Origin of the sequence: Streptomyces sp. Z423-1, assembly GCF_013009255.1 — a bacterium.
Classification (GTDB): Bacteria; Actinomycetota; Actinomycetes; order Streptomycetales; family Streptomycetaceae; genus Streptomyces; species Streptomyces gossypiisoli.
In genome coordinates, this window is sequence record NZ_CP053109.1 from 6,774,225 (window position 1) to 6,796,358 (window position 22,134).

Below are 22,134 nucleotides of genomic sequence, written 5' to 3' on the forward strand. Positions count from 1 at the left end.
TGGGTGAGAGGGAACGAGGCGGCTACGCCGTCCGGCGTTCAGGGCCGCGTGGCGGCGAAGTACGGCATTGAGTCGAGGTTGGTGATCTCGATGTTCTTGCCGGTGCGCGGTGCGTGGATGGCCTTGCCGTCGCCTATGTACAGGCCATTGTGCTGGCTGTTGTTGTACCAGTAGATGATGTCGCCTGGCTGGAGGTCGGAGCGGGCGACCTGCCGGCCGGCGTTGTACTGCTGGTTGACGGTGCGGGGCAGGGAGACGCCGGCGGCGCGCCAGGAGGCACCGGTCAGGCCGGAGCAATCGTAGGAGTTCGGCCCGGTCGATCCCCACTCGTAGGGCTTGCCGAGCTGGGCGTAGGCGAACTCGATCGCGGTACGGGCGCGTCCGCCGGCGGGACCGTCGTAGGTGGCGGCGCTGTCGCTGCTGCCGGAGGCGCGGTCGGCCTCCGCCTCCGCGGCCTTGAGCTCGGCCCGCTGTTCGGCGGTGAGGCTGTTCAGGAGCTTCTGGGCCTTGCGAAGCTTGCTCTGAATCTCCTGCTTCTTCTCGCTCATCTGCTCCTGGGCCTTGCGGGCCGCCTCGAGCTTCTTCAACGCTTCGGCGCGGGTCTGGGCGAGCTCCCGCTGCTTCTGCTGAAGGCTCTTGAGCAGGGAGATCTGCCGGGAGCTCGTACGGTCCAGCAGCTCCGCCCGCTCCAGGTAGTCATCGGGGTCGGCCGACAGGAAGAGCTGCACGCTCGGGTCCAGGCCACCGTCTCGGTACTGTGAGGCGGCCATCGGGCCCATCTCGCTGCGTATCTCGTTGATCTCGGCCTGCTGCTCGGCCACCCGTTCCTGTGCCCTGTTGGCGGCCTTCTGCAGGGCCGCCTTCTTCCCCTGGACGGTGTTGTACTCCTCGGTGCCGGCCTCCGAGTCGTGGTAGAGCTCCTCGACCTCTTCGCGCACCTTCTCGATGGAGGGCTTCGGTTCGGCCTGGCTCTGTGCCGTGGACAGCAGGGAGAACGCTCCCGCCGAGGCGGCCAGTACGGCGAGCCGGGGACGGCTCGGCGACTTCGGTCGGCGGTGGGTTCCCATCTGGCGACAACTCCTCTGTGTGCCCACGCGGGCAAGGCACCGCTCCCCGTGCAGTGCCGTCGGCTCGATCAAATACGCGAGAAACTTAGTAGATTCGTAGATGGAGTTGCAATCCACGACGGGAAAGAGGGGCGTTTGCGCCCGGTTTATCCGATGGTGGGTACGCAGCCGAACAGCAGCGGGAGCACCGGCACCACCGCCGCTGCGGCGGCTACCGAGCCAAGGAGCGCGACATGCGGTCGCTGCTGCGGGATGAGTACCCGCTTCATTCGGACCACCGCGCTCGGGCCGCCCATCGCGAACGCGCCCACGGGGGCGGCCTTGGCCGCCGCCATCTCGTACATGGCCGTGGCCAGCGCCTCGCGAGACTGGCGGCGCAGTGCCCGGTCGTCGGCGATCATCTCCAGGAGTACTGCGGTCTGCTCCTTGGCGTGGTGGGCGAGCGGAAGTCGTCGGAAGACCCGGGCGAACGCCTCGGTGGCGGCCAGTGCCAGATGGTGGCGGCCCGCGATGTGTGAACGCTCGTGTTCGAGTACGGCATCGAGTTGCCCAGGAGACAGCAGCCGCAGGGCGCCCGCACTGACGACGACACGCGGGTTGTGTCCCGGGAGGCAGTAGGCGGCGGGCAGTTCGTGTTCAAGGATCGTGGCGCACAAGTGCTGCGAGCGCCGGCCCACCATGTCCAGAACCTCCCGGTGACGGGTTCGAGCGCGTCGGCCACGGAGCACTTCGAAGACGAAGCAGCCGAGCACCAGGAGCACCACCGAGAGCGGGAGGCCGATCGCCAAGCGGTCGATGATGGTCGGGTCGGGCGCGGCGGTCGCGGTGGTCAGACCGCAGGAATGCAGCACGCCGATCAGGTCGGCGTGCAGGTGCTCGGTCGGGCTGGCGAGGTGGTACGTGGCCAGGGCGACAGCGATGGTGAACGACACGGTCAGCCCGTGCCAGACAGCCACGGCCAGGACCGGCGCGCGGTGCGGCCAAGCGCTGCGCAGCAGCAGCCGCGGGGCGAGGAAGCCGACTCCTGCCGCGTAGCCGAGCAGCGCGGGCGCCGCGTTCACGACTCGGCCTGCCGCCCCGCCGCGCGCAATGCCTTGCGCAGGGCGCTGATCTCGTCGGGACCCATCTGCTCGACGAAGTGGGCCAGAGCCGCGGGACGGTCCTCGCTCGCGCCGAGCGCGTCCTCCATGAGCGCCGCCGCATACTCCTCACGACTGCGGACCGGCGTGTACAGCCAGGCCCGCCCCTGCTTGCTCCGCAGCAGCCAGCCCTTGGTGTAGAGGATGTTGGTCACGGTCATCACGGTGGTGTAGGCGAGCGGGCGCTCCTCGTTGATGTCGTCGACGATCTCCCGCACCGTCGCCGGCCGCTGCCACCGCCAAAGGCGATCCATGATCTCTGCCTCGAGATCCCCCAGCCGCCGCATCGTCGCTCCCTTTCCACTGCAATACGCAGCGCCATAGTAGAACGTGCCTTCGGCTGCCCGGCCTCCGCGATGTCGCCGAGGCGCCGGGCCGAGGAGTAGTCCCTCCGTCTACTCTCCTCAGCCCTGTTCCTGTCCCTGCGCCGTGATGATCTCGGTGTGGGATGAGGAGATCTCTGCTGGAGCCGTTGTTGCCGGTCGCGGTGAGGGGCAGGCCGTTGGCCCGGCCGCGAGTTGCTTGGCGGGATCCGTTGGCGGGTACGGACGGGGGCGCCCTGGCGGGACCTGGCAGTGAAGTCGGCCGCGTGATCAGCGTGCTTCGGCTTTGGGCGAGGTGAGGTCGGGTGGGTAGCCCTTAGCACGCAGCCACGTGTCAAGGGCGAGGGCGACGATGTCGCCGTGGGGCATGTCGTGATCGGCGTTGTAGCGGCGGATGCGTTTCTGAAGCTGAAGGGCATCGGGGACGGCGTAGTTGCTCATGCGCCGCAACCGTGACCGAGCCGGCTGGCCCGCCCCGCGGGCCAGCCACCTCACCGACAACGACACCATGTACGCGCTGCGCAGCAACGCCCCCGGCTACAACTTCCACGCACACCTGACCGGACGATGGGAGAAAACACCCGCAGCCTGGCAACACCACGACCCCAGCGCTGCACCGAGCCTTGTCCACAACACCCACACTGGCTCTCGCCTACTGGCTCATCCACCAGCCACAAGCCGCCGACCCGAACACCATCGAAGCCCTGAGCCAGCTGACGCGCGAAATCACCACCTACGGTCCGCACACCGTTTGGGTCCAAGTCGCCCACCTGCTCCAGACCTTCGTGCAGGACCTCGACACGCCCGCCCGCATGAACCTCGTCGACAGCCTTGCCCAGATCTTCACCCGCTACGACCAGCCAGAACTTGCCGACCGTCTGCGTTCCGTCGCATCGCAGATGCAGTCCGCCAACGGACACTCGCCAAGCAGCCCGCCACACTAACCGTGCCTCGGCGCGAGAAACGCGGCATTTGGTATGCCTGTTGCTGATGACTCTAGAAGGTCTGGATGCGGCGTTAGGGGCACCGATGCCGGGCCACTGCGCACCATCTCACGAGGTGCATGGCCCACCGGTCGCGCAGCAGGACTTGACCGTGAGCTTGCGAACACGGAAAGTTACGCCTGTGATCCAGGGGGTGTAATTGGACGCGAACGCAACGGGCCCGACCGCTGTTGAGCTGTTCTGGACGGTGCCGCAGTCGGACGACGCAGGCGCGCAAACGGCCGACCTGTTTGACTGGCAAGCAGCGATGGCTACCGCCGATGGTCTGTCCCTCTACGAGACGGCGCTCGACAGCGACGGCCTCCTTGCAGCAGATAACACCTGCCGCATCGTCTGCGAACGCCACGAGGACTGGGCAGTCGTGGTCGACGACGACGTCGAGCTGGTTTCAGCAAAACATCGAGATGCCCCTTACGGCGCTTACACCACCATCAACCAGCTCGCTGACGATGGCGGAATCGCCCACCTGTTCAACCGATGGCACACGCTGGGCGAGAAGCCCACCTGCCGCCTGGTGACCACTCCTGGACTGTCAGGTACTGCCCAAGACCTGGCCGCCACCATCCAGCACCTCCGCACACTGCGCATGAGCGGCCTTCCCCTCGCCACCGGCGAAGAGTACGAAAAGCCGATCAAGGACTTGTGCCGGTGCATACGGCAGCACACCAAACCGGAGCGCCTCCCAGTCCTCTGGAATCAAACCAGTAACCCGAGGGAACCGACAGAGGAAGAACAAGCCCAGGTTGCCCGGTTTCTCTCCATGCTGGTCATCGACCACACTCGTCTCCCGCGGGGCTTCGTCGCATACGCAGCGGCCAACATGTACGCCAAACCCGTACTGGAACGATTCCGCACGCAGGTGGCACCAGACCCAGTGTGGCAAGCCGTCCACGACCTCATGCGCGTCCGGATGAGGGCAGCCGGCCCCATGCCTCGCGGGAAGCTCCCGGCGGTCCTGGCCTACAGGCCAGGCACTCCGCTGCCTACCACTGCGGACCTGGAACGCGTGGACGTCAGTCGCATCGTTGCCATGGCAGATATCGATATCGCGATCAGAACGGCGATAGCCCATCCGCGAGGCTTCCAACCGCTTGTCCCGCAACCGCGTCTCAGCCACCTGTCGGTCAAGATGAACGCTGGCCAATGTGGCGACAACAGCATCGAACGGGCAGAAGAACTGCACCGCGAGTACCGGGACTACTGGCGCCAACGGCTCAGTGGAGATCCTGCGGCCCGCGCCGAGCAGGCCAGACTTCGTCGACGCCTGCACCGCGTGAGTGACGAGGCCGCAGCAGCGGCATCGAATCCCACCATTCAAGGAAGCGCGCTCTGGCGAGAACTGCAACGGCGCGTTGATGACCTTCCCGAAGAGGCGCTGCCCGTGGGCATGGACGCTGACCTGGCCCTCGGCGGTATCTGCGACCTCACCAGCGAATGCAAGGTGTGGTTCAGTGAGCGCTTCGACGTCGAAGGTGAAATCGCGCGCCTTCGAACCCAGCGAGGAGATGCATCATGAGCCACGATGCCTTCGAACTGGCCCTATTGCGCGAAGACCTTGCCTACCACCAGGCCCGAGTCCTGCTCCTCGTGACGGCCGTCGCTTCCACGCCCGGGCATCAGAGCAAGCTCGACGGCCTCACCAAACTGGCGAAGCTCGATTTTCTGGTCCGCTACCCCGCACTCGCACCGCAGGTCCTTGAAGAACTCCAGCCCGCAGATCCACGGCTGCATCTCACACCGGCTGAGGACGCGCACCCCACGGATGTCGAAGCGCCCATGACCCGCTACAAATACGGGCCTTGGGACGATCGCTACTACTCGGTGATCGGTGCCCTCGTCGGACGCGGACTTCTCATCTATAAGCGCGGCCGACAAGGAAGCGTCGCCCTCGCCCCCACCGCCGCCGGCAAACGGCTCAGCAGAGACATGTCTGCCACGAACCAGTGGGCGCCGATCAGTGATCGGTGCCACGCAGTCGCCGCAGCAGCAACCGGACTCACAGGGAACGCCTTGAAGGACCGTATCTACCAGCGACTTGCACCGCTCATGAACCGCCCCCACCGGCAGGTGATCCGATGAGCACACAGTTCCGGATCAATGCGGTCACTCTCGCAACCACGGAAGGAGAGGTCAACTACAGCTTCCCTTCCGACCTGACCGTACTCGCCGGACCAACTGGCGTCGGCAAGACCACCCTGCTGGAACTCATCAAGTTCGGCTTTGGCGGCGATGCGAGGCTGGCCACCGTCGCCCAAGAGCACGTCAACGACGTCATCCTCGACGTCACGATTGGCGACCAAAGGCTGCACATCGCGCGCAGTCTCGACAGCACCAAGCGCAAGAAGGCCCGCGTCACCGACCTCACTGCGCAAGAGCGCCTCCCGGACCACCACATCGGCACGGCCCAGCCCAGCCTCAATACCCTCCTGCTCAGCGCTCTGGGACTCCCCGACGACATGAAGGCTGCGGCATCCGGACAGAGCACCAAAGCAGGCAGCCGAATCTCATTCAACGACGTCTTCTCCGTTCTGTACCTTCCGCAGTACGAAATCAACATCGACATCGCCAACAGCCGACAGAGCTATCTTGAACCCAAACGGAAGATCGTCTTTGAGCTCATGTTTGGGCTCACGGACTCCTCCATTCTGGACATGCGCTCTCAGGTGAATCTACTCAAAGGTAAAATCGCAGCAGCGACTGAGCAGTACAATGCGGTTCTCCAATTCCTTCGTGACAGCTCAACCACGCAAAGGATTGAGGCCGAGGCAGCCCTTGAGCGGGCGATTGTTGCAGAACATGAAGCAGAATCCGAGCGGACTGTTCTGCGTGATGAAATTGATCCCGTAGTCGATCGTCACACGCAAGTCATGCGCGACCTGCTCACAGAGGCAGAGCGCAGCCTCGCCGACACCCGCGCTACGGTGAAAGAACTGCAACGCCAAAAAAACGAATGTGCTCAAGAGCGGCGGCGGGTCCAGTCGGATCTGGACCGGCTCAACAGAATGCGCGACGCTGGCGAGCGACTCGCCAACATCGAATTTCTCGTCTGCCCGCGGTGCATGCAGTCTGTGTCCGGCCGAGAGGTGCCCGCAGACACCTGCCGCGTCTGCCTCCAGCCGGACCCCGTGGAGGCCTCTGGCGAAGAGGACCAGTACGAGCTGCGCCAGCTGACCCAGCAACTCGAAGAGATGGACGACCAACTTGATTCCCTGATCCTGGGAATCAGTGAAGCGAACGACGCAGCAGAGGGCAGGGAAAACCTGGTCCAAAAGCTCACCGAAGAACTCGACAGCCGCACCGTTGACCGCGTCACCCCCAGACTTCAGGCCTACAGCGACGCCACGGAGCGCCTGGCCACAGCCCGGGCCCAGCAGAAGCAACTCGAAGGAGTGCTGCGCCAGTGGGACCGCGTCAACGACCTGGAAAACGCAGTACAGGAACTACGCACTCAGCAGGATCGGCTCCAGGCCCGGATCGACCAGGCGACACTAGCGCTTAGGTTGCGGCGAGACGAGATTCTCGACGAGATCTCGGAAGAATTCCAGGCCGCAGCGACAACGCTTCGCATCCCAGGGGTACAGACTGTAGAAATCCACCGCACCAACTATTTGCCAGTACTCAATGGAAAAGTCTTCTCGGACCTCATGCCTCCCGGTGGCGGCATGATGACGGCAACGCAGCTCGCATACTGGACTTCGCTTCTGGCTGTGGCGCTCAGAAACCCGGAGACCCCCTATCCGGCGTTCCTTCTCATCGATACACCCCGACTGGCTCTCAATACTCCAAATGACGAGCTAGCGGCCGCACTGTATCGGCGGCTTGTAACGCTGGCTGACGCCAATCAAAGGAAGGTGCAGTTCATCGTCGCCGATAACAATCTGCCAGCTGAGTACCGAAGCCACTACTCTGAGATCGACTTCGACTACGACAGCCCAACTGTTTCAACAATTCATCACCCTGGTTTGTCGAATGTCAGGACAATCGGTAAGCCTGCGGAAACCTCGTAGAGGTCTGGGCCCAGAGCTCGGTTGGCAGCCGGCTAGACGTGGGTGACCGAGCAGCACGAGCTGACGGTGTTTTGGGATGGCACAGGGCGCGGGATGGGCGATTCGAGTCGCACTTGGGCTGCCCGGTCATGGAGTTTCCGTCTCGGTCGGGGCGAGGCCGGGCGGGTAGCCCTTTGCACGGAGCCAGGCGTCAAGGGCGAGAGCGACGATGTCACCGTGAGGGATGTCGGTGTCGGCGTTGCAGCGGCGGATCCGGCGCTGGAACTGAAGAACTTCAGGGACGGCGTTGAAGTTTCCCCGTGATCTCGGACACGTGATCGTTACGCCGCAAGGGCGTGCTGGTGTCGCTGCCTGGTCTCGGCCGGGGTGAGGTAGCCGAAGATTTTGTGCTTGCGCAGACGGCGGCGGTTGTAGAAGGTCTCGATGAAGGTGAAGACCTCGGCGCGGGCGGTCGCCCGGTCGGGCCAGGTCCGGGTGCCGATCTCCTCCTTCAGGAGGGCCCAGAAGCTCTCCGCGGCGGCATTGTCGAAACATGACCCAGTCCGCCCGCAACTCTGCCGGAGTCCCAACTCCTCTATCCGGTAACGGAATTGGGACGAGGTATACTCGCTGCCGCGATCGCTGTGGATCACACATCCCGGCTCCAGGTTCCCCGGCCATGTGCCATGTCCAGGGCGTCGACGACGAGGTCGGCTCGGTGGTGATCGGCCATGGCATAGCCGACGACCTCGCGGGTGGCCAGGTCCAGCCAGCAGGCGAGGTAGAGCCAGCCCTCGGCGGTGGGCAGGTAGGTGATGTCGCCGACCAGCTTGATCCCGGGACGCTCGGCGTGGAAGTCACGGCCGATCAGGTCCGGGGCCGGCTTCGCCTTCGCATCCGGCCGGGTCAGCGAGCGGCGCTTGCGCCGTGTGACGCCGCGTATGTCGCGCTCGCGCATCACGCGGGCGACACGCTTGCGGTTCACCCGCTGCCCCAGGCGTCGCAGTTCAGCGTGAATGCGCGGGACACCGTAGGTATGGCGGGAGGCGATGTGCAGCACCGTGATCTCATGCCCGAGCGCGTCGTTCGCGGCCTCCCGGGCGCGGCGGGCCGCCTCGCCATCACACCACGCGTAGTACGACGAGCGGGCGACCTTCAGCACCCGGCACAGCAGAACGACCGGGTAGTTCGCCTTCTCCGTGTGGATGAACCGGTACAGCTCGCTCACCGGTCGTTCTCCTTCACGAAGAAGGCGGTCGCTTTTTTCAGGATCTCGATCGTCTGCTGTTGTTCGCGGACCTCCTTGCGCAGCCGCTTGAGTTCCTCGCGCTCGGCGCTGGTCAGCTCACCGGGCTCGCCCTCGCCCCGGTCCGCCTTGGCCCGGCGGTACCAGCCACGCAGGGACTCCGAGCTGATGCCGAGTTCCCGGGCCACCGCAGTGACCGTCTTGCCCGAGGAGTCGACGAGCGCGATCGCGTCCCGCTTGAACTCCTCGGTGTACCGCTTCGTGTACTTGCTTCCCACCTGGTGCTACTTCCTCTGGAACCTCAGGTCCCAGTCTCCAGGTGTCCACGATCAAGGGGAAGCTTCAGCGTGGTTGAGCTGCCCTCGTTTGGTGTGCCGGTCTTTGATGACGTTCAGGGTGTCCGGGTGCGGCGTAAGAGCGTCGTCGGTGGGCTGGAACTCGGCGTCGAGCGCGTCAGCGATTTCCCGCAGTCGGCGGGCATAGGGGGAGTGATCAGGCACTAGAGCTGCTCCGGTCGGTCCGGCTAGGCGGATAGCTACCCGCCTATTGGGCTATTGGAATAGTCGGCGCGACGGGCGGCCGCACCCCAGCGTGGGGCGGCCGCCCCTCGTGCACTGCAGTCAGAATCAGAACCCGCGGGCGGTGAGCCACTCGTCCAGCGCAACGGAGACGATGTCGCCGATGGGCAGGTGATCGAGTTCGTTGTCCAGCGCGAAGCGCTTGATCCGCTTCTTCAGCTTCAGTGCGGCGGGGACCGACGAGTCGAGACTCTCGCGCGCGATGATGCGCTGGTTGAGAACGACGGCGGTCTCAGGAATGTCCTTGGGACGGCCGGATCCCTGAGCCCATGGTGTTCCCTCGCTGGGCGCTGCCTGCGATTGTGCTTCCTGTTCCTGGTGAGCCCGTGCAACATCGGCCCTCACCGGGAACCCGTTGCCGCCTGCCGTCGGAGGAGTTGCAGGGCGAAGCGCCACCTCAGCGCCCGAGACTGCGCCAGGAGCCGCGAACGAGCCGTGTTGCGCAATGGGTTCGGTCGGCTGCGTGGGCTGGAGGGCAGGTGCTGCGGCTCCGGCACCGGGCCGCTCGGCGCCTCGGCAGTCGGCTGGGCTGAGGTCTGCGCCACTTCGGGCACCGCCTCGGTCCGGCCGTGCGCCGATGCCTCGGCGGGAACGGCGGAAGGAGCGGGCTGAACCTGCGCCTTGCTCGCAGTGGGACGGCCTTCGCCCTGGGCGGTGGCCTGTTCGGCGGCGTACTGCTCGGGGGTGAGCTCGGCGGCCGGGGGAGGGGGAGGCGGAGTCGCCTTCTTGGCCCCGCCGAGGGGGCGGCCGGTGCGGCGAGTGGGGGGCTTCATGCGCTCGCTCATGCGGTGAGCTCCTTCATCAGTTCGGCGTACTCGCTCAGCTCGGTGGGGATCTCGCCGAAGGCCTCCATGTAGTGCACCCAGGAGTGGATGACGGTCTCGGCGAGCGGGAAGGGTTCGTCGCGGTCCGGGCCGATGCCCTCGCCCTTCTCGGGTTCCAGCAGCTTGTCCTTCGCTGTGCGGGGCAGGCTGGTGCGGTCGTCGGCCTTCACGAGGACCACGTGGGCGGTGACGTCGCGCTCGTTGCGGGCGGCGGCGCGCTCGGCCTCGTCGAAGGTGGCCACGAGCTTGCGGCGCTCGATCTTGGTGGGGGCGACCGGTACGAGCAGCCGGTTCGCCTCGGTAACAGCCTCGTGGAAGATGCGGGCGCTGCCGCCTCCGGCGTCGACCACGATCGCGCCGAACTCGGACCGCTTCTCACGGATGTACTCGGCGATGTCGTCGAACGGGTACCGCTCGACCACCAGGTTGGCCGGGATCTCGAAGCCCTCGGCCTGGGCGACCTTGAACCAGTCGTAGGCGGACTGGCTGGTGGCGTCGGCGTCCAGCAGCAGCGTCGGCAGGTTGAGAACGACGGCGTAGTAGAGGGCGATGAACCAGGCCGAGGTGGTCTTGCCGGTGCCGCCCTTGAGCATGCCGACGACGATCACGAAGGCGTCCCAGGGGCGGGCTGTGGCCGCCGCGAGGGTCTTGATACGGGTGTTCTCGTTCACGTGTGCTTGATCTCCTGAAACTGGAAGGTGAGTTGTCCTGTGTGCGTCGGCGAAGAGGGGCCGACATTCGGCGGCGGCTGCTTGCCGATGACGGAGGGGCCCGTGCGGCAGCGCTGCGTCCGGGATGGCGCACGGCCGACCTCTTGATCTGTCGAACATGGCGGGGGACACCCGACCCGGCGGGGTCGCTCATGACCGCTTCCTCGGATCAGGGGCCGGGCTGTGGTTGTGCTGGGGACGCATCCGGGTTCCGGCCTGGTGCAGGAGCCGGTAGACGGTGGCGACCGAGTAGTTGCAATCCTTGGCGAGGTCCGGGACCGTGGCGCCGGCCTCGTACCGCGCCCGCATCGACAGCGCGAGCTTCTGCCGCTCGGCGGCCCGCGCTGCGGCGCGCATCCGCAGCGTCTGCTGCGTGGTGCGCACAGCGCCGCCGGCCTCGATCAACAGGCGCCGGGCAACACGCCTCGTCCCAGCCCCCGCCGCGGCAAGCTCGGTGAGGGTCGCGCCATGCTTCTCGTACAGGGTGCGCAGGTGGGCCGCGAGACGCTGGCGCGCCTGCGGATCCTGGCGCATCCGACGGGTCTGCCACGACGTGCGCATCTCGGTCCCGGCATCGTGCAGCCGGTTGAGGACCGTGCCGTACGACAGCCCACTGGCGGCGACGAGTTCGTCGACCGTGGCACCGGACTCGTACTGCTTGCGCAGGGACTCGGGCGTCACGGCCTCGCTCGCATCGGATGTGACTGGGGGCTCTGGGTTCATGCGGCGGACTCCCATTCGCTGAGGGCTTCGGCATGGGCGGCGGCCAGCTCGTCGTAACTGCGCTGGTCCGATGGGGTGATGAGGATCAGCCGACCGTCGGTGGCCACGCGCCATTCGGCGTCAGGTCGGCCCGTGACCGGGTCGAGGACGCGCCCGCCCGGGACGTGCCACGCAGAGGGGATCTCGTCGGGACGAGGTGCCGGGATCAGGACCCGGCGCCCGTAGCGGACGATCACCATGGCCTTGCTGCGGTGCTCGGCCAGCCGGTCCAGTGCCTCCCGGTAGGCCGTGCGCTCGGCCGCGTGCAGCGCCTTGCGCCGGCACGCGACGCCTGCGGTGCCGTAGTGCCGGGCGACCGCGTCCCAGCCCTGCGCCGGGGGCGCGGTCGGTGCGGGAACCTCATCCGGCAGGCTGGTACCGAAGCCCTCCAGCGCGCGAGGCGCGAGGCTCCAGGTCTCTCCGCTGTGGTGCACGAGGCCGTGGTCGGCCAGGCGTTGCAAGGTCCGGTAGGCGGTGGCCCGGGATACCGATGCTGAGCCGACGAGCTCGCTGATGGTCTGGGCCGGCCGGGCGTGCAGCGCGCCGATGACCATGAGGGCGGAGCTGCCGAGGCCGAGGTGGGCGAAGGCGTCGTGGCCCATCAGGCGGCCGATGACGGTGGAATCGATGTCGGCCGCCGTCTCTGTCTCAGGGGTGGGCCACTCCTCAAGTGCCGGGTCGGGGGGGTACTGAGTGGTCCGGAAACGAGACAGCGAAGCGGGGGCGTTACCGTCGGCGAGGTACCAGGTGGAGCCCTCCCGGCCATGGCCGACCCGCAGGCGGCGCAGCCAACCTTGCGGCTTGAGGACCGTCTCGTAGACGACCCGCAGCGTCGTCCGGGAGACGCCTGCCTCCTCGGCGGTCTGCCGCTCACTGGCGTGGTGAAGGGGCCCGCCGGCGATCTCCGCGAAGGTCAGATGTGCCCGCAGCACGCGCAGTGCGGTTCGCCCCCGCTCGCCGCGCCAGGGTGTGGTCTCGATTCGGTCCCGCAGCGTGGCGAGAACCTCGTGCGCCTGATGACGCGAATCCAGGACTCGCGTGCTGCTCACCACCGCCGAGGCGCTGGCCCACACCCGACGGATGTAGTCCAGGGCGCGCGCCTGCCCAGAGCGCAGCGCGATGTGCCGGGCGTGTCGACCGCCCTCGTGGTCGGGGTGGAGCAGCAGCCGGGTCAGCTCGTCGACGGTTCCGCCGGCGCGGGCGACGTGGCAGGCGATGGCTGCGGTGATCCTGTGACCATGCTCGGCTGCGCCCTGACGGTCCTCGCGCAGGACCACGCTCCGGCCGTCGGAGCCGAGCCTGCTGTAGCTTCCCGCCGCGTAGCGGCCGGTGAGGTCTCCGAGCAGGACAAGGTCAGCCGCGGCTCGGGGCAGCCTGTGAAGGCCCAGTCGCTCGCTCGGGTGAATTGGACGTCGGGGTGAGTCCGTCTGCTGGGTGTGGTGTGGCACTGTGGGGTCGTCTCGCAGGGACGTGGACGCCACCCAGGCCCGCTAAAACCACGGGTGGTGTCCGGAACCGACCTCCAATCGGTGCCAGGCGAAGCCTCCAGGATGGCCGTCCTGGAGGCCTTCGTATGCCTGGCTCCTCGGCGGAGGCAGGCGTCCCCATCGCGGCTCGACCGAGATCGACTCGGAGCGCCGCCAGAGGAGTCCTGATCCGTTCGGCACCGCTCCGACCTCGGCCGATTCGGGGCCAAGCAGAGGGCGATTGCCTCTGACTGGCTCCGAGCAGCTCGGGTCGAATCGGGGTCGAATCAGAGCGGTTTCCTCTGACTGCCTCCGATCGCCTCTGCAACCCGACCTAGCAGGTCACAGCCGGTCCGATCCCGTATCTCGACGACGGGCGAACCCTGACCCTCTGACGGCGGATCAAAAGTGACCCACTTGGTGATCTTCCTCTGACCATGGCCTTGGCGATCAAGGTCAGGAGGGAAGAGGTGATCTGCGTGGAGGACTGGGCGGAGATCCGCAGGCTGCACCGGGCCGAGCAGATGCCGATCCGGGCGATCGCGAGGCACCTGGGGATCTCGAAGAACACGGTGAAGCGGGCGTTGGCCACGGACCGGCCGCCGAAGTACGAGCGGGCGGCGAAAGGCTCGGTCGTGGACGCGGTCGAGGTGCAGATCCGCGAGCTTCTTCGCGAGACGCCGACGATGCCCGCCACGGTGATCGCAGAGAGGATCGGCTGGCAGCGCGGCATAACCATCCTCAAGGAACGAGTGCGCGAGCTCAGACCGGCGTACTTGCCGGCCGACCCGGTCTCGCGGACGACGTATCAGCCGGGCGAGCTGGCCCAGTGCGACCTGTGGTTCCCGGACGTGGACGTGCCCCTCGGCTATGGGCAGACCGGCAGGCCACCGGTGCTGGTACTCGTCTCGGGCTACTCGCGGATGATCACGGCGAAGATGCTGCCGTCGAAGACCACTGGGGACCTGATTGACGGGCACTGGCGGCTGCTGTCCGCCTGGGGTTCCGTCCCCAGGATGCTGGTCTGGGACAACGAGGCCGGCGTCGGCCGCGGCAAGCTGACCTCTGAGTTCGCCGCCTTCGCAGGGCTGCTCGCGACGAAGATCCACCTGTGTCGGCCACGGGATCCGGAGGCCAAAGGGCTGGTCGAACGGGCCAATGGCTATCTGGCCACCAGCTTCCTGCCCGGCCGGCACTTTTCGGGACCCGACGACTTCAACCGCCAGCTTGCCGCCTGGCTGGCCGTCGCCAACCGCCGCGTCCACCGGATCCTGGGCACCCGTCCGGTCGACCGGTGGGAAGCCGACAAGGCCGGGATGCTCGCCTTGCCGCCGGTCGACCCGCCGGCCTGGTGGCGGTTCTCGACGCGGATCGGCCGCGACCACTACGTCCGCATCGACACATGCGACTACTCGGTGAACCCGCGGGCGATCGGAAGGACGGTGACCGTCCGTGCCGACACCGAGGAGATCATCGTGACCACGACTGGCGGCGATGTGGTCGCTCGGCATGTGCGTTGCTGGGCCCGCCACCAGACCCTCACCGACGCCGACCATGCCGCCGCGGCCGCCGTCCTGCGTGGTCAGGCCCGCGACCGGCAGCACGGTCGGTTGGCTGCGACCGGCACCGACGCCCCGCCGGCTCTGGTCGAAGTCGAACAGCGCGAGCTGGGCTCCTATGACCGGCTGTTCACCGTCATCAACGGCGGCAACGACCAGGAGGAGAGCTGATGGCCGCCCGCGCCGCCGCCCTCGAAGCGCCCGGGGCCGGCCAGGAGGGCCAAGCTGCGTCCGCTTCCCGCCGCACCAGCACGCAGACCGCCGCCGACCTGGCGTTCTTGTCCCGGGCGATGAAGGCCCCGGCCCTGCTGGACGCCGCCGAACGGCTCGCAGACAGGGCGCGGAAGGAGTCCTGGACCCACACCGAATACCTCGTCGCCTGTCTCCAGCGCGAGGTTGCCGCACGCGAGTCCCACGGCGGGGAAGCACGAGTGCGGGCCGCGAAGTTCCCCGCGATCAAGACGATCGAGGAACTCGACGTCACCCACCTGCGCGGCCTGACACGACAACAACTCGCGCACCTGGGCACCTTGGACTTCATCGTCGGCAAGGAGAACGTCGTCTTCCTGGGCCCGCCGGGCACCGGCAAGACCCACCTGGCCATCGGGCTCGCGATCCGGGCCTGCCAGGCCGGCCACCGCGTCGCATTCGCCACCGCCGCCGAATGGGTCGACCGCCTGGCCGCCGCCCACCACACCGGGCGCCTCCAGGCCGAGCTCACCAAACTCGGACGCTACCCGCTGATCGTCGTCGACGAGGTCGGGTATATCCCCTTCGAGGCCGAGGCCGCCAACCTGTTCTTCCAGCTGATCTCGAACAGATACGAACGGGCCTCAGTGATCGTGACCAGCAACAAACCCTTCGGACGCTGGGGAGAGGTCTTCGGCGACGAGACCGTGGCCGCCGCAATGATCGACCGGCTCGTCCACCACGCCGAGGTCCACTCCCTCAAAGGCGACTCCTACCGCATGCGAGGACGCGAACTCGGACGCGTCCCAGCCGACGACAACGACTGAGCAACCCACAACGGAAGACCCAAAGGGTCAGATTTCAACCGCCCAAGGTGGGTCACGATTCAGCCGCCGCCGACACCGTAAAACCGCAGGTCAGAAAGGTGCTCCAGGAATACCCGGCGTACAGCCCGGCTCGTCTGCCTGCCCGTAGCGCCTGAAGTGGGCTGTGTATCACTGTCAGCTCCAAGAGAGAGTGTCGTGCGGTGAATTCGCTCGATCAGGTATGTGCGTACCGGTCGGTGAAGGTCGGTCGACGTCTCCGGACGGGCGCGGTGTCCGAGCAGGGCGCGCACCACCCGTCTGCTCCACGCCGGGGCGGGGGGCCAGGGTGTGCGTGGGCGTGAAGGAACGCGACGGGGACGCAATCGCCGCGTCGGCCGGCTGAAGCAAGGTCATCGGTGTGCGGTGAGGGGAGCGCAAGGCCCGCACGGTCGGCCTCGCCGGCAAAGCCCTTGCCCCTCAAGTCGTGCAGGACTGCTCGGGTGTCTCCGGACGGCGTGTGCCACCGCCTTCGGCTCATGACAGACCACCACGCCCGACGGCGGCCAGCAGGTCCGTGCCGCGGACCAGGACGTCGGTGTCGGGCAGTACCCTGCGGCGGGGTGCCGTGGTGATCACGGTTGCCCGGCGGAAGAGGAGGGGCCGGCCGGGTGTGAACGTCACCGGTGCGGCCGCCGGTGCCGGGGATGCCGTCGCGGTCGCGGAGGCCCCTAGGCCGGCGCCACTCCCACGGCCGTGGCGCCGAGCGACTGGTCCGATGATCGGAGAGGGGGAGGCCTCGGCCCCGTTCAGAACATGGTGTTGTCGTTCGCCGACGTCTCCGGCACGGCCTGGATCACGTCCCAGTGCTCGACGATCTTCCCGTTCCGCACCCGGAACAGATCCACAATCGCCTGACCCCGCGCACCCGGCGCTTCCATAAAGTGCTGGTGGACCGCGACCAGGTCGCCCTGCGCGATCACCCGCCTCGGCCCACCCGCGCCCCAGCGCGTCCGGCCCCTCCTGGCTCGCCACGACGCCCACGCGGCCGTTCTCGCCGCCCGCCACACGTCGACGATCCCCGGCGGCACCGGCCGGGTACCGCTGACCTGACCGCAGCGGTGACCTACGGCTCCCGGACCGCCTCGACCACCTGCCCGAGCAAGGCGGTGAGTTGCGCAGTGCCGTCCGGGCCCAGCCGCTCGACGACGCGGCGCTCGATGTCCGCGACGACGCCACTGGCGGAGCCGAAAGCCTCACGGCCGGCGTCGGTGAGGTGGAGCTCCTGCACATGGCGGTGCAGCGCGTGCTGCCGGCGTTCCAGCTGACCGCGCCCCTCCAGTCGCGTCACCAGTGATGCCACGGCCTGGGGGGTGACGTTCAGGCGGCGGGCGGCCTCCGCGCCTGTGAGGCCGGGTTCGTCGTGGATGCAGAACAGCAGGGAGTAGTGCGCGGGCGCCATGTCCAGGGTGCGCAGCCGCTGTCCCTTGAGCGCCTGCACGGCGAGTTCCGCCCTCCGCAGGGCCCAGATCGCTCCGACATTGCCACCAGGCATCTTCTCGTCATCCGTGGTCACGCGAGCAGGATACGGGAATTCACGTATAGCAAACCCTTGCTTCACGTGTACCAACCACCTTGCTGTCAAACGCTTGATTCTCGACAGGCACTTGGTTAATCCTGGGCCCATGTCCCGAACTCTTGCTCTGATCACTGGGGCCTCGTCCGGCATAGGAGCTGCCTATGCCCGGCTCCTGGCGTCCGACTGCGACTTCGTCCTGGTGGCCCGGCGGGTGGACCGGCTGAACGAGCTGGCCGCCGAACTGCGCGAAGCAGGTGCCGCCGTCGACGTTCTGCCCGCCGACCTCAGCACGCACGACGGCCTCGACGCCGTGACCGACCGCCTGGCTGCCGGAGACGTCCGGCTGCTGATCTGCAGCGCCGGAGTCGGCGGCTTCGCACCGCTCACCGACGTCGACGCCGTCGAGATCGACCGGCTCCTCACACTCAACGCCGCCGGCCCCATGCGTCTGGTGCGGGCCGCCCTGCCCGGGATGCTGGCCGCCGGTGAGGGCACCGTCATCACCCTCGCCTCACTGCTGGCCTTCACCGCCGGTCAGGAGATGCCGATGTTGCCGCGCACCCTGTACGCGGCCGCGAAGGCCGCCACGGTCACCTTCACGCGGACGCTCACACACGAACTCGCCGGCACCGGCGTCCATGCCCAGGTGGTGTGCCCGGGGGTGGTGGCGACGGAGTTCCACGGCGGCTTCGGCCACGGCTACCCCTCCGCCATGACGGCCGAGGGTGTGGCACATGCCAGTCTCGCCGGCGTCCGCCTGGGGGAGTCCGTCTGCTTCCCCGGTCTGGAGGACCAGGCTGCCGCGCTCGACGCCCTCCTGACCGCCGAATCCGCCCTGCTGACCGGCAACCATTCTTCCCCGGCCGCCCGTTACGGGCACCTGCCCGTCGCCTGAGCAGCAGTCCCCGCACTGCCCTTGCCGCGACAGCCGAGGCCGAGGCGGACGCACACGCGAGACCGCGGGTCGGCGCCCGGCTCGGGGCGGGGCGAGGGTGCGGCAGGAGACGCCCCGTACGCCCTGCCCCGACAGGTTCGCGCCGATCAGCAGGACCATCCGTACCCCGCACCGAGGAGTGGGCATGTCCACCGAACTTCCCGACCCAGCCGAGTCTCCCCCCGCCGAGTCCGGCTCGGCACCGACCCGGCGTACGTTCATCGCGACGACCACGGTGGCCGGAGGGGCCGCCCTGGCCGGCGGCCTGGTCGCGGCGCCCCTGCCCGGCTCCGGGGAAGCGGCCGCCGCCGAGGCGCTGCACGGCAGCCGCGTCTCCCTGACGGTCAACGGCGTCCGGCACACCGTCACGATCGACAACCGCACCTCGCTCCTCGACCTGCTGCGCGAGCACCTGGACCTGACCGGTTCGAAGAAGGGCTGCAACGCCGGTGCGTGCGGCGCCTGCACCGTCCTGGTCGACGGCCGACGGGTCAACTCCTGCCTGACACTGGCGGTCCGGCTGGACGGCGCCGAGGTCACCACGATCGAGGGCCTGGCGAAGGGCGACCGGCTCCACCCGCTTCAGCAGGCGTTCATCGACCAGGACGCCTTCCAGTGCGGCTACTGCACCCCGGGTCAGATCATGTCCGGTGTCGCCTGCGTCCAGGAGGGCCACGCCGGCTCGGCGGAGGAGATCCGGGAGTGGATGAGCGGCAACCTGTGCCGCTGCGGCTGCTACGTGAAGATCGTGCGCGCGGTCGAGCAGACCGCGGGCGGGAAGTGAGGGCCGGTTCCCATGCATCCCTTCACCTACACCAAGGCCGCGGACACGCGCGAAGCCCTCGATGCCGGTCGGCGCGGCGGGCGGTACATCGCCGGCGGCACCACCCTGGTCGACCTGATGCGGGAGACCGTCGAACACCTCCGCACACTCGTCGATATCAGCGCCCTGCCACTGCGCGAGGTAACAGTCACCCCGCGCGGGGGCCTGCGCATCGGCGCCCTGGTGACCATGACCGAGGCCGCCGCCCACCCCAAGGTCCACGCCCTGTACCCCGTCGTCGCGCAGGCGCTGGAACTGAGCGCGTCGCCCCAACTGCGCAACATGGCCACCATCGGCGGCAACATCATGCAGCGCACCCGGTGCACGTACTTCCGGGACGTGACCGCCCCTTGCAACAAACGCGAGCCCGGCTCCGGATGCGCCGCGCTGCACGGCTACAACCGCAGCCACGCGATCCTGGGCACCACCGACGACTGCGTGGCAACCCACCCCTCCGACGCCGCCGTGGCCTTCGCGGCGCTGGAGGCGACCGTCCACCTGCTCGGCCCGGCCGGGGAGCGGACCGTGCCCTTCGCCGACTTCCACCTCAAGCCGGGCAGCACGCCCCACCGTGAACAGGCCCTGCGCCCCGGCGAGTTGATCACCGCAGTGGAGATCCCGCCCTACCCGCGCCCGCTGAAGTCCGGCTACCTGAAGGTACGCGACCGGCAGTCCTACGAGTTCGCGCTCACCTCCGCGGCCGTCGCCCTGCACATCCGACGCGGCGTGATCCGCGAAGCCAAGGTAGCCGCCGGAGGCGTGGGCACCGTCCCCTGGAAACTGCCCGCCGTCGAGCGGGAGCTCATCGGGCACCGGCCGTCGAACGCCCTGTGGACCAAGGCCGCCGAGCGGGCGGCTGACGGGGCCCGGCCACTCGAACACAACCGTTTCAAGATCGAGTTGCTCAAACGGACCGTCGAACGCCAACTGCGCGTCGTAGGAGGTGGCAAGTGAGCCCGCAGCCACAGGCAGCCGTCGGAGCGGCGGTCCCCCGAGTCGACGCCCGGCTGAGGGTCACCGGGCAGGCGAAGTACGCCGCCGACAACAACCCCGACGGGGTCGTGCACGCGGTCATCGTCGACAGCAGCGTCGGCCGCGGCCGCATCACGGGTATCGACACCCGCGCCGCCGAAGCCGAGAAGGGCGTACTGAAGGTGATCAGCCACCTCAACGCGCCCGAACTCCCGCCCGTAGAAGGGCAATTCCCGCCGGGCAAGCCGCTGCAACCCTTCCAGGACGACCGCATCCGGTTCTTCGGACAGCCCGTCGCGGTCGTGGTGGCGGCCACACTGGAGACCGCCCAGCACGCCGCGAGCCTGGTGAAGGTCTCCTACGACGCCCAGCAGCCCGCCACCGATCTGGCCGCCGCCGACCCCGCCCACGAGCCCGAGACCTATGCGCGCGGCGACGCCGACGAAGCCCTGGACTCGGCCCCCGTACGGCTGGACATGACGTACCGCACGGCCCGCAACCACCACAACGCCATGGAAGCGGCCGGCCTCGTCGCCCGCTGGGACGGCGACAAGCTCACCCTCTGGGAGAAGAGCCAAGCGACGCAGTTCGCCGCTTTCGGTATGTCCGGCGCGCTCGGCATGCCACCGGACGACATCCACGTCATCTCCCCGTTCATCGGCGGGGCCTTCGGCAACGCCTTCAGCACCTGGCCGCACTCCGTCATCGCCGCCGTGGCCGCGCGCGAGGTGCAGCGCCCCGTCAAACTCGCCCTCACCCGCAAGCAGTTGTACTTCGGCGTGGGATACCGGCCCGCGTACGAGTACGAACTGAGCCTGGGCAGCAACCGCCGGGGGCGTCTCACGGCGTCGGCGCACGACGTGCGCGCCGAGACCTCCAGATACGAGACACACATAGAAGACGTGCTGGTCCCCGGCCGGATGCTCTACAGCACCCCCAACGTCCGCCAGGCGTACCGGCACGTACCGCTGGACGTGAACACACCGACGTGGATGCGCGGCCCCGGCTACGCCAGCGGTGCCTTCCCCGTCGAGTCGGCGATGGACGAGCTCGCCCACGAACTGGGACTCGACCCCATCGAGCTGCGGCTGCGCAACGAGCCCGCCGACGACGAGTCCACCAATCTGCCGTTCTCCACGCGCCGCCTGCGCGAGTGCTACCGCGTGGGCGCCCGCGAGTTCGGCTGGCAGCGGCGCAGGCCCAAGCCCCGCTCAAGGCGCGAGGGCGACTGGCTCATCGGTATGGGCATGGCCGCCGGCGTCTACGACACCCTGCGGTCCGAGTCCCGGACATCCGTCCGGCTCGACGCCGACGGCACCGCCCTGCTCCGGGCCGCGACCGCCGACATGGGCGCCGGCACCGCCACGTCCATGACGCAGCTCGCCGCCGACGCCCTCGGCCTGCCCATGCGCCGGGTGACCTTCCGGCTCGGCGACTCCCGTCTGCCTCCGGCCGCCGGCCACTTCGGTTCGCAGACCATGGCCAGCGTCGGATCCTCCGTCCAGGACGGCTGCGACAAGCTGCGGCGGCAGGCGATCGAACTCGCCGTCGGGGACGAGGAGTCACCGCTGCACGGCGTCGACCCCGCCGGCATCGTCGTACGAGGAGGCCGACTGCACGTGCAGGACGACCCCGCGCGCGGGGAGACGTACCAGCGGCTCCTGGCCCGCAACAACCGCACCCACCTCGAAGCGATGGGCTCGTACGCCGGGGCGCCGGAATCGGCGAAGTTCTCCTTCTACGCCTACGCAGCGACCTTCGCCGAAGTCGCCGTCGACGCCCGCCTCGGCCTGGTACGGGTACGGCGCATGGTCGGTGTGTACGACGCCGGCCGGATCATCAGCCCGAGACTCGCCGACAGCCAGGCCCTCGGCGCCATGACCGGCGGTATCGGCCAGGCCCTCCTGGAACACACGGTCACCGACCACCGCGACGGCCGGATCGTCAACGCCAACCTCGCCGACTACCTCGTGCCCACCCACGCCGACATCCCCGAACTGAAGGCGATCTACATCGACGGAGAGGACTACGAAGCCGACCCCATCGGCGTCAAGGGACTCGGTGAGATCGTGCTCGTCGGAGTGGCGCCCGCCATCGCCAACGCGGTCTTCAACGCCACCGGCCGCCGGATCCGCGAACTGCCGATCAAGCCCGAGGCCCTGCTCTGAAC

General features: G+C 68.0%; 25 protein-coding genes and 1 pseudogene. 11 read left to right on the plus strand and 15 right to left on the minus strand.

Features of this window, described 5'->3' with window-relative positions; genetic code table 11:
• Window positions 1-38: 38 nt before the first annotated feature.
• The 4 genes from HJD23_RS30390 to HJD23_RS30405 form a co-directional block, all read right to left on the minus strand.
• Complete coding sequence (locus tag HJD23_RS30390) at window positions 39-1,067, minus strand: C40 family peptidase (RefSeq protein ID WP_171111883.1); 1,029 nt, start codon at window positions 1,065-1,067, stop codon at window positions 39-41.
• Window positions 1,068-1,213: 146 nt separating this feature from the next.
• Window positions 1,214-2,128, minus strand: a complete 915-nt coding sequence (locus HJD23_RS30395; protein WP_171111881.1) for a M56 family metallopeptidase — start codon at window positions 2,126-2,128, stop codon at window positions 1,214-1,216.
• Window positions 2,125-2,493, minus strand: a complete 369-nt coding sequence (locus tag HJD23_RS30400) for a BlaI/MecI/CopY family transcriptional regulator (protein WP_171111879.1) — start codon at window positions 2,491-2,493, stop codon at window positions 2,125-2,127. The genes HJD23_RS30395 and HJD23_RS30400 overlap by 4 nt, the downstream gene beginning before the upstream one ends.
• A 306-nt stretch (window positions 2,494-2,799) precedes the next feature.
• Complete coding sequence (locus tag HJD23_RS30405) at window positions 2,800-2,970, minus strand: hypothetical protein (protein WP_171111869.1); 171 nt, start codon at window positions 2,968-2,970, stop codon at window positions 2,800-2,802.
• Window positions 2,971-3,152: 182 nt separating this feature from the next.
• Here HJD23_RS30405 and HJD23_RS30410 point away from each other — a divergent pair, with 182 nt between their 5' ends.
• From HJD23_RS30410 to HJD23_RS30425, 4 genes are all read left to right on the plus strand, one after another.
• Window positions 3,153-3,473 (plus strand): hypothetical protein, encoded by a 321-nt coding sequence (locus HJD23_RS30410; RefSeq protein ID WP_171111877.1) that lies wholly within the window; start codon window positions 3,153-3,155, stop codon window positions 3,471-3,473.
• A gap of 199 nt (window positions 3,474-3,672) precedes the next feature.
• The gene (locus tag HJD23_RS30415) at window positions 3,673-5,049 is read left to right on the plus strand and encodes a hypothetical protein (RefSeq protein WP_171111875.1); all 1,377 of its coding nucleotides are present in this window, start codon (window positions 3,673-3,675) and stop codon (window positions 5,047-5,049) included.
• Window positions 5,046-5,612 carry a hypothetical protein gene (locus HJD23_RS30420; RefSeq protein ID WP_171111873.1) on the plus strand — a complete coding sequence of 189 codons (567 nt, stop codon included), beginning with the start codon at window positions 5,046-5,048 and terminating at the stop codon, window positions 5,610-5,612. The genes HJD23_RS30415 and HJD23_RS30420 overlap by 4 nt, the downstream gene beginning before the upstream one ends.
• Window positions 5,609-7,540 carry a hypothetical protein gene (locus tag HJD23_RS30425; RefSeq protein WP_171111871.1) on the plus strand — a complete coding sequence of 644 codons (1,932 nt, stop codon included), beginning with the start codon at window positions 5,609-5,611 and terminating at the stop codon, window positions 7,538-7,540. The genes HJD23_RS30420 and HJD23_RS30425 overlap by 4 nt, the downstream gene beginning before the upstream one ends.
• A 320-nt stretch (window positions 7,541-7,860) precedes the next feature.
• On the opposite strand, the gene HJD23_RS30430 is transcribed toward HJD23_RS30425, so the two are convergent.
• From HJD23_RS30430 to HJD23_RS30440, 3 genes are read right to left on the minus strand one after another with little or no spacing between them, the layout of a single operon-like run.
• Complete coding sequence (locus tag HJD23_RS30430; protein WP_171133994.1) at window positions 7,861-8,172, minus strand: integrase core domain-containing protein; 312 nt, start codon at window positions 8,170-8,172, stop codon at window positions 7,861-7,863.
• Entirely contained in the window at window positions 8,169-8,747 is a 579-nt protein-coding gene (locus tag HJD23_RS30435; protein WP_171133993.1) for an IS3 family transposase, read from the minus strand. The genes HJD23_RS30430 and HJD23_RS30435 overlap by 4 nt, the downstream gene beginning before the upstream one ends.
• A complete protein-coding gene (locus tag HJD23_RS30440; RefSeq protein ID WP_171134068.1) occupies window positions 8,744-9,043 on the minus strand; it encodes a transposase in 300 nt (99 codons plus the stop codon). Before HJD23_RS30440 ends, HJD23_RS30435 begins: the two co-directional genes overlap by 4 nt.
• Window positions 9,044-9,112: 69 nt before the next feature.
• Here HJD23_RS30440 and HJD23_RS30445 point away from each other — a divergent pair, with 69 nt between their 5' ends.
• Window positions 9,113-9,268 (plus strand): hypothetical protein, encoded by a 156-nt coding sequence (locus HJD23_RS30445; protein WP_171111164.1) that lies wholly within the window; start codon window positions 9,113-9,115, stop codon window positions 9,266-9,268.
• A gap of 123 nt (window positions 9,269-9,391) precedes the next feature.
• Here the strand turns inward: HJD23_RS30445 and HJD23_RS30450 are convergent, their stop codons facing one another.
• From HJD23_RS30450 to HJD23_RS30470, 5 genes are all read right to left on the minus strand, one after another.
• The gene (locus tag HJD23_RS30450; RefSeq protein ID WP_171111166.1) at window positions 9,392-9,688 is read right to left on the minus strand and encodes a hypothetical protein; all 297 of its coding nucleotides are present in this window, start codon (window positions 9,686-9,688) and stop codon (window positions 9,392-9,394) included.
• Window positions 9,685-10,128, minus strand: coding sequence for a hypothetical protein (locus HJD23_RS30455; protein WP_171111167.1), 444 nt, complete (start codon window positions 10,126-10,128; stop codon window positions 9,685-9,687). Before HJD23_RS30455 ends, HJD23_RS30450 begins: the two co-directional genes overlap by 4 nt.
• The gene (locus tag HJD23_RS30460; protein ID WP_171111169.1) at window positions 10,125-10,838 is read right to left on the minus strand and encodes a ParA family protein; all 714 of its coding nucleotides are present in this window, start codon (window positions 10,836-10,838) and stop codon (window positions 10,125-10,127) included. Before HJD23_RS30460 ends, HJD23_RS30455 begins: the two co-directional genes overlap by 4 nt.
• Window positions 10,839-11,027: 189 nt before the next feature.
• Window positions 11,028-11,615 (minus strand): helix-turn-helix domain containing protein, encoded by a 588-nt coding sequence (locus HJD23_RS30465; protein ID WP_171111172.1) that lies wholly within the window; start codon window positions 11,613-11,615, stop codon window positions 11,028-11,030.
• Window positions 11,597-12,916 (minus strand): helix-turn-helix domain-containing protein, encoded by a 1,320-nt coding sequence (locus HJD23_RS30470; RefSeq protein ID WP_171111174.1) that lies wholly within the window; start codon window positions 12,914-12,916, stop codon window positions 11,597-11,599. The genes HJD23_RS30465 and HJD23_RS30470 overlap by 19 nt, the downstream gene beginning before the upstream one ends.
• Window positions 12,917-13,575: 659 nt before the next feature.
• Between HJD23_RS30470 and istA the strand changes: the two genes are divergently transcribed.
• Both istA and istB read left to right on the plus strand, forming a co-directional pair.
• On the plus strand, window positions 13,576-14,835 hold the full coding sequence (gene istA, locus HJD23_RS30475; RefSeq protein WP_240981002.1) for an IS21 family transposase: 1,260 nt from the start codon (window positions 13,576-13,578) through the stop codon (window positions 14,833-14,835).
• Window positions 14,835-15,680 carry an IS21-like element helper ATPase IstB gene (gene istB / locus HJD23_RS30480; protein ID WP_171111176.1) on the plus strand — a complete coding sequence of 282 codons (846 nt, stop codon included), beginning with the start codon at window positions 14,835-14,837 and terminating at the stop codon, window positions 15,678-15,680. The genes istA and istB overlap by 1 nt, the downstream gene beginning before the upstream one ends.
• A 513-nt stretch (window positions 15,681-16,193) precedes the next feature.
• Here istB and HJD23_RS30485 read toward each other — a convergent pair.
• The 3 genes and pseudogenes from HJD23_RS30485 to HJD23_RS30495 form a co-directional block, all read right to left on the minus strand.
• On the minus strand, window positions 16,194-16,340 hold the full coding sequence (locus HJD23_RS30485) for a hypothetical protein (protein WP_171111178.1): 147 nt from the start codon (window positions 16,338-16,340) through the stop codon (window positions 16,194-16,196).
• A gap of 125 nt (window positions 16,341-16,465) precedes the next feature.
• Window positions 16,466-16,645, minus strand: a pseudogene (locus HJD23_RS30490) (hypothetical protein); the annotation flags it as partial.
• A 137-nt stretch (window positions 16,646-16,782) separates the two neighbouring features.
• Entirely contained in the window at window positions 16,783-17,232 is a 450-nt protein-coding gene (locus tag HJD23_RS30495; RefSeq protein ID WP_240980859.1) for a MarR family transcriptional regulator, read from the minus strand.
• Between the two features lie 109 nt (window positions 17,233-17,341).
• Between HJD23_RS30495 and HJD23_RS30500 the strand changes: the two genes are divergently transcribed.
• The 4 genes from HJD23_RS30500 to HJD23_RS30515 all read left to right on the plus strand — a co-directional run bounded on the left by HJD23_RS30500 (window position 17,342) and on the right by HJD23_RS30515 (window position 22,132).
• Window positions 17,342-18,130: an SDR family NAD(P)-dependent oxidoreductase gene (locus HJD23_RS30500; protein ID WP_171111179.1), complete on the plus strand. Its 789-nt coding sequence runs from the start codon at window positions 17,342-17,344 to the stop codon at window positions 18,128-18,130.
• A 184-nt stretch (window positions 18,131-18,314) separates the two neighbouring features.
• On the plus strand, window positions 18,315-18,953 hold the full coding sequence (locus HJD23_RS30505) for a (2Fe-2S)-binding protein (protein WP_171111181.1): 639 nt from the start codon (window positions 18,315-18,317) through the stop codon (window positions 18,951-18,953).
• Window positions 18,954-18,965: 12 nt separating this feature from the next.
• The gene (locus HJD23_RS30510; protein ID WP_171111183.1) at window positions 18,966-19,946 is read left to right on the plus strand and encodes a xanthine dehydrogenase family protein subunit M; all 981 of its coding nucleotides are present in this window, start codon (window positions 18,966-18,968) and stop codon (window positions 19,944-19,946) included.
• Window positions 19,943-22,132, plus strand: coding sequence for a xanthine dehydrogenase family protein molybdopterin-binding subunit (locus tag HJD23_RS30515; protein ID WP_171111185.1), 2,190 nt, complete (start codon window positions 19,943-19,945; stop codon window positions 22,130-22,132). The genes HJD23_RS30510 and HJD23_RS30515 overlap by 4 nt, the downstream gene beginning before the upstream one ends.
• Window positions 22,133-22,134: the final 2 nt, after the last annotated feature.

Excerpts from the sequence above, each read along its gene's own strand:
- HJD23_RS30420 (WP_171111873.1), top strand. The coding sequence starts at position 5,046 with ATGAGCCACGATGCCTTCGAACTGGCCCTATTGCGCGAAGACCTTGCC.
- HJD23_RS30390 (WP_171111883.1), bottom strand. The coding sequence starts at position 1,067 with ATGGGAACCCACCGCCGACCGAAGTCGCCGAGCCGTCCCCGGCTCGCC.
- HJD23_RS30455 (WP_171111167.1), bottom strand. The coding sequence starts at position 10,128 with ATGAGCGAGCGCATGAAGCCCCCCACTCGCCGCACCGGCCGCCCCCTC.
- HJD23_RS30400 (WP_171111879.1), bottom strand. The coding sequence starts at position 2,493 with ATGCGGCGGCTGGGGGATCTCGAGGCAGAGATCATGGATCGCCTTTGG.
- istB (WP_171111176.1), top strand. The coding sequence starts at position 14,835 with ATGGCCGCCCGCGCCGCCGCCCTCGAAGCGCCCGGGGCCGGCCAGGAG.
- HJD23_RS30505 (WP_171111181.1), top strand. The coding sequence starts at position 18,315 with ATGTCCACCGAACTTCCCGACCCAGCCGAGTCTCCCCCCGCCGAGTCC.
- HJD23_RS30500 (WP_171111179.1), top strand. The coding sequence starts at position 17,342 with ATGTCCCGAACTCTTGCTCTGATCACTGGGGCCTCGTCCGGCATAGGA.
- HJD23_RS30425 (WP_171111871.1), top strand. The coding sequence starts at position 5,609 with ATGAGCACACAGTTCCGGATCAATGCGGTCACTCTCGCAACCACGGAA.
- HJD23_RS30405 (WP_171111869.1), bottom strand. The coding sequence starts at position 2,970 with ATGAGCAACTACGCCGTCCCCGATGCCCTTCAGCTTCAGAAACGCATC.
- HJD23_RS30465 (WP_171111172.1), bottom strand. The coding sequence starts at position 11,615 with ATGGGAGTCCGCCGCATGAACCCAGAGCCCCCAGTCACATCCGATGCG.
- HJD23_RS30510 (WP_171111183.1), top strand. The coding sequence starts at position 18,966 with ATGCATCCCTTCACCTACACCAAGGCCGCGGACACGCGCGAAGCCCTC.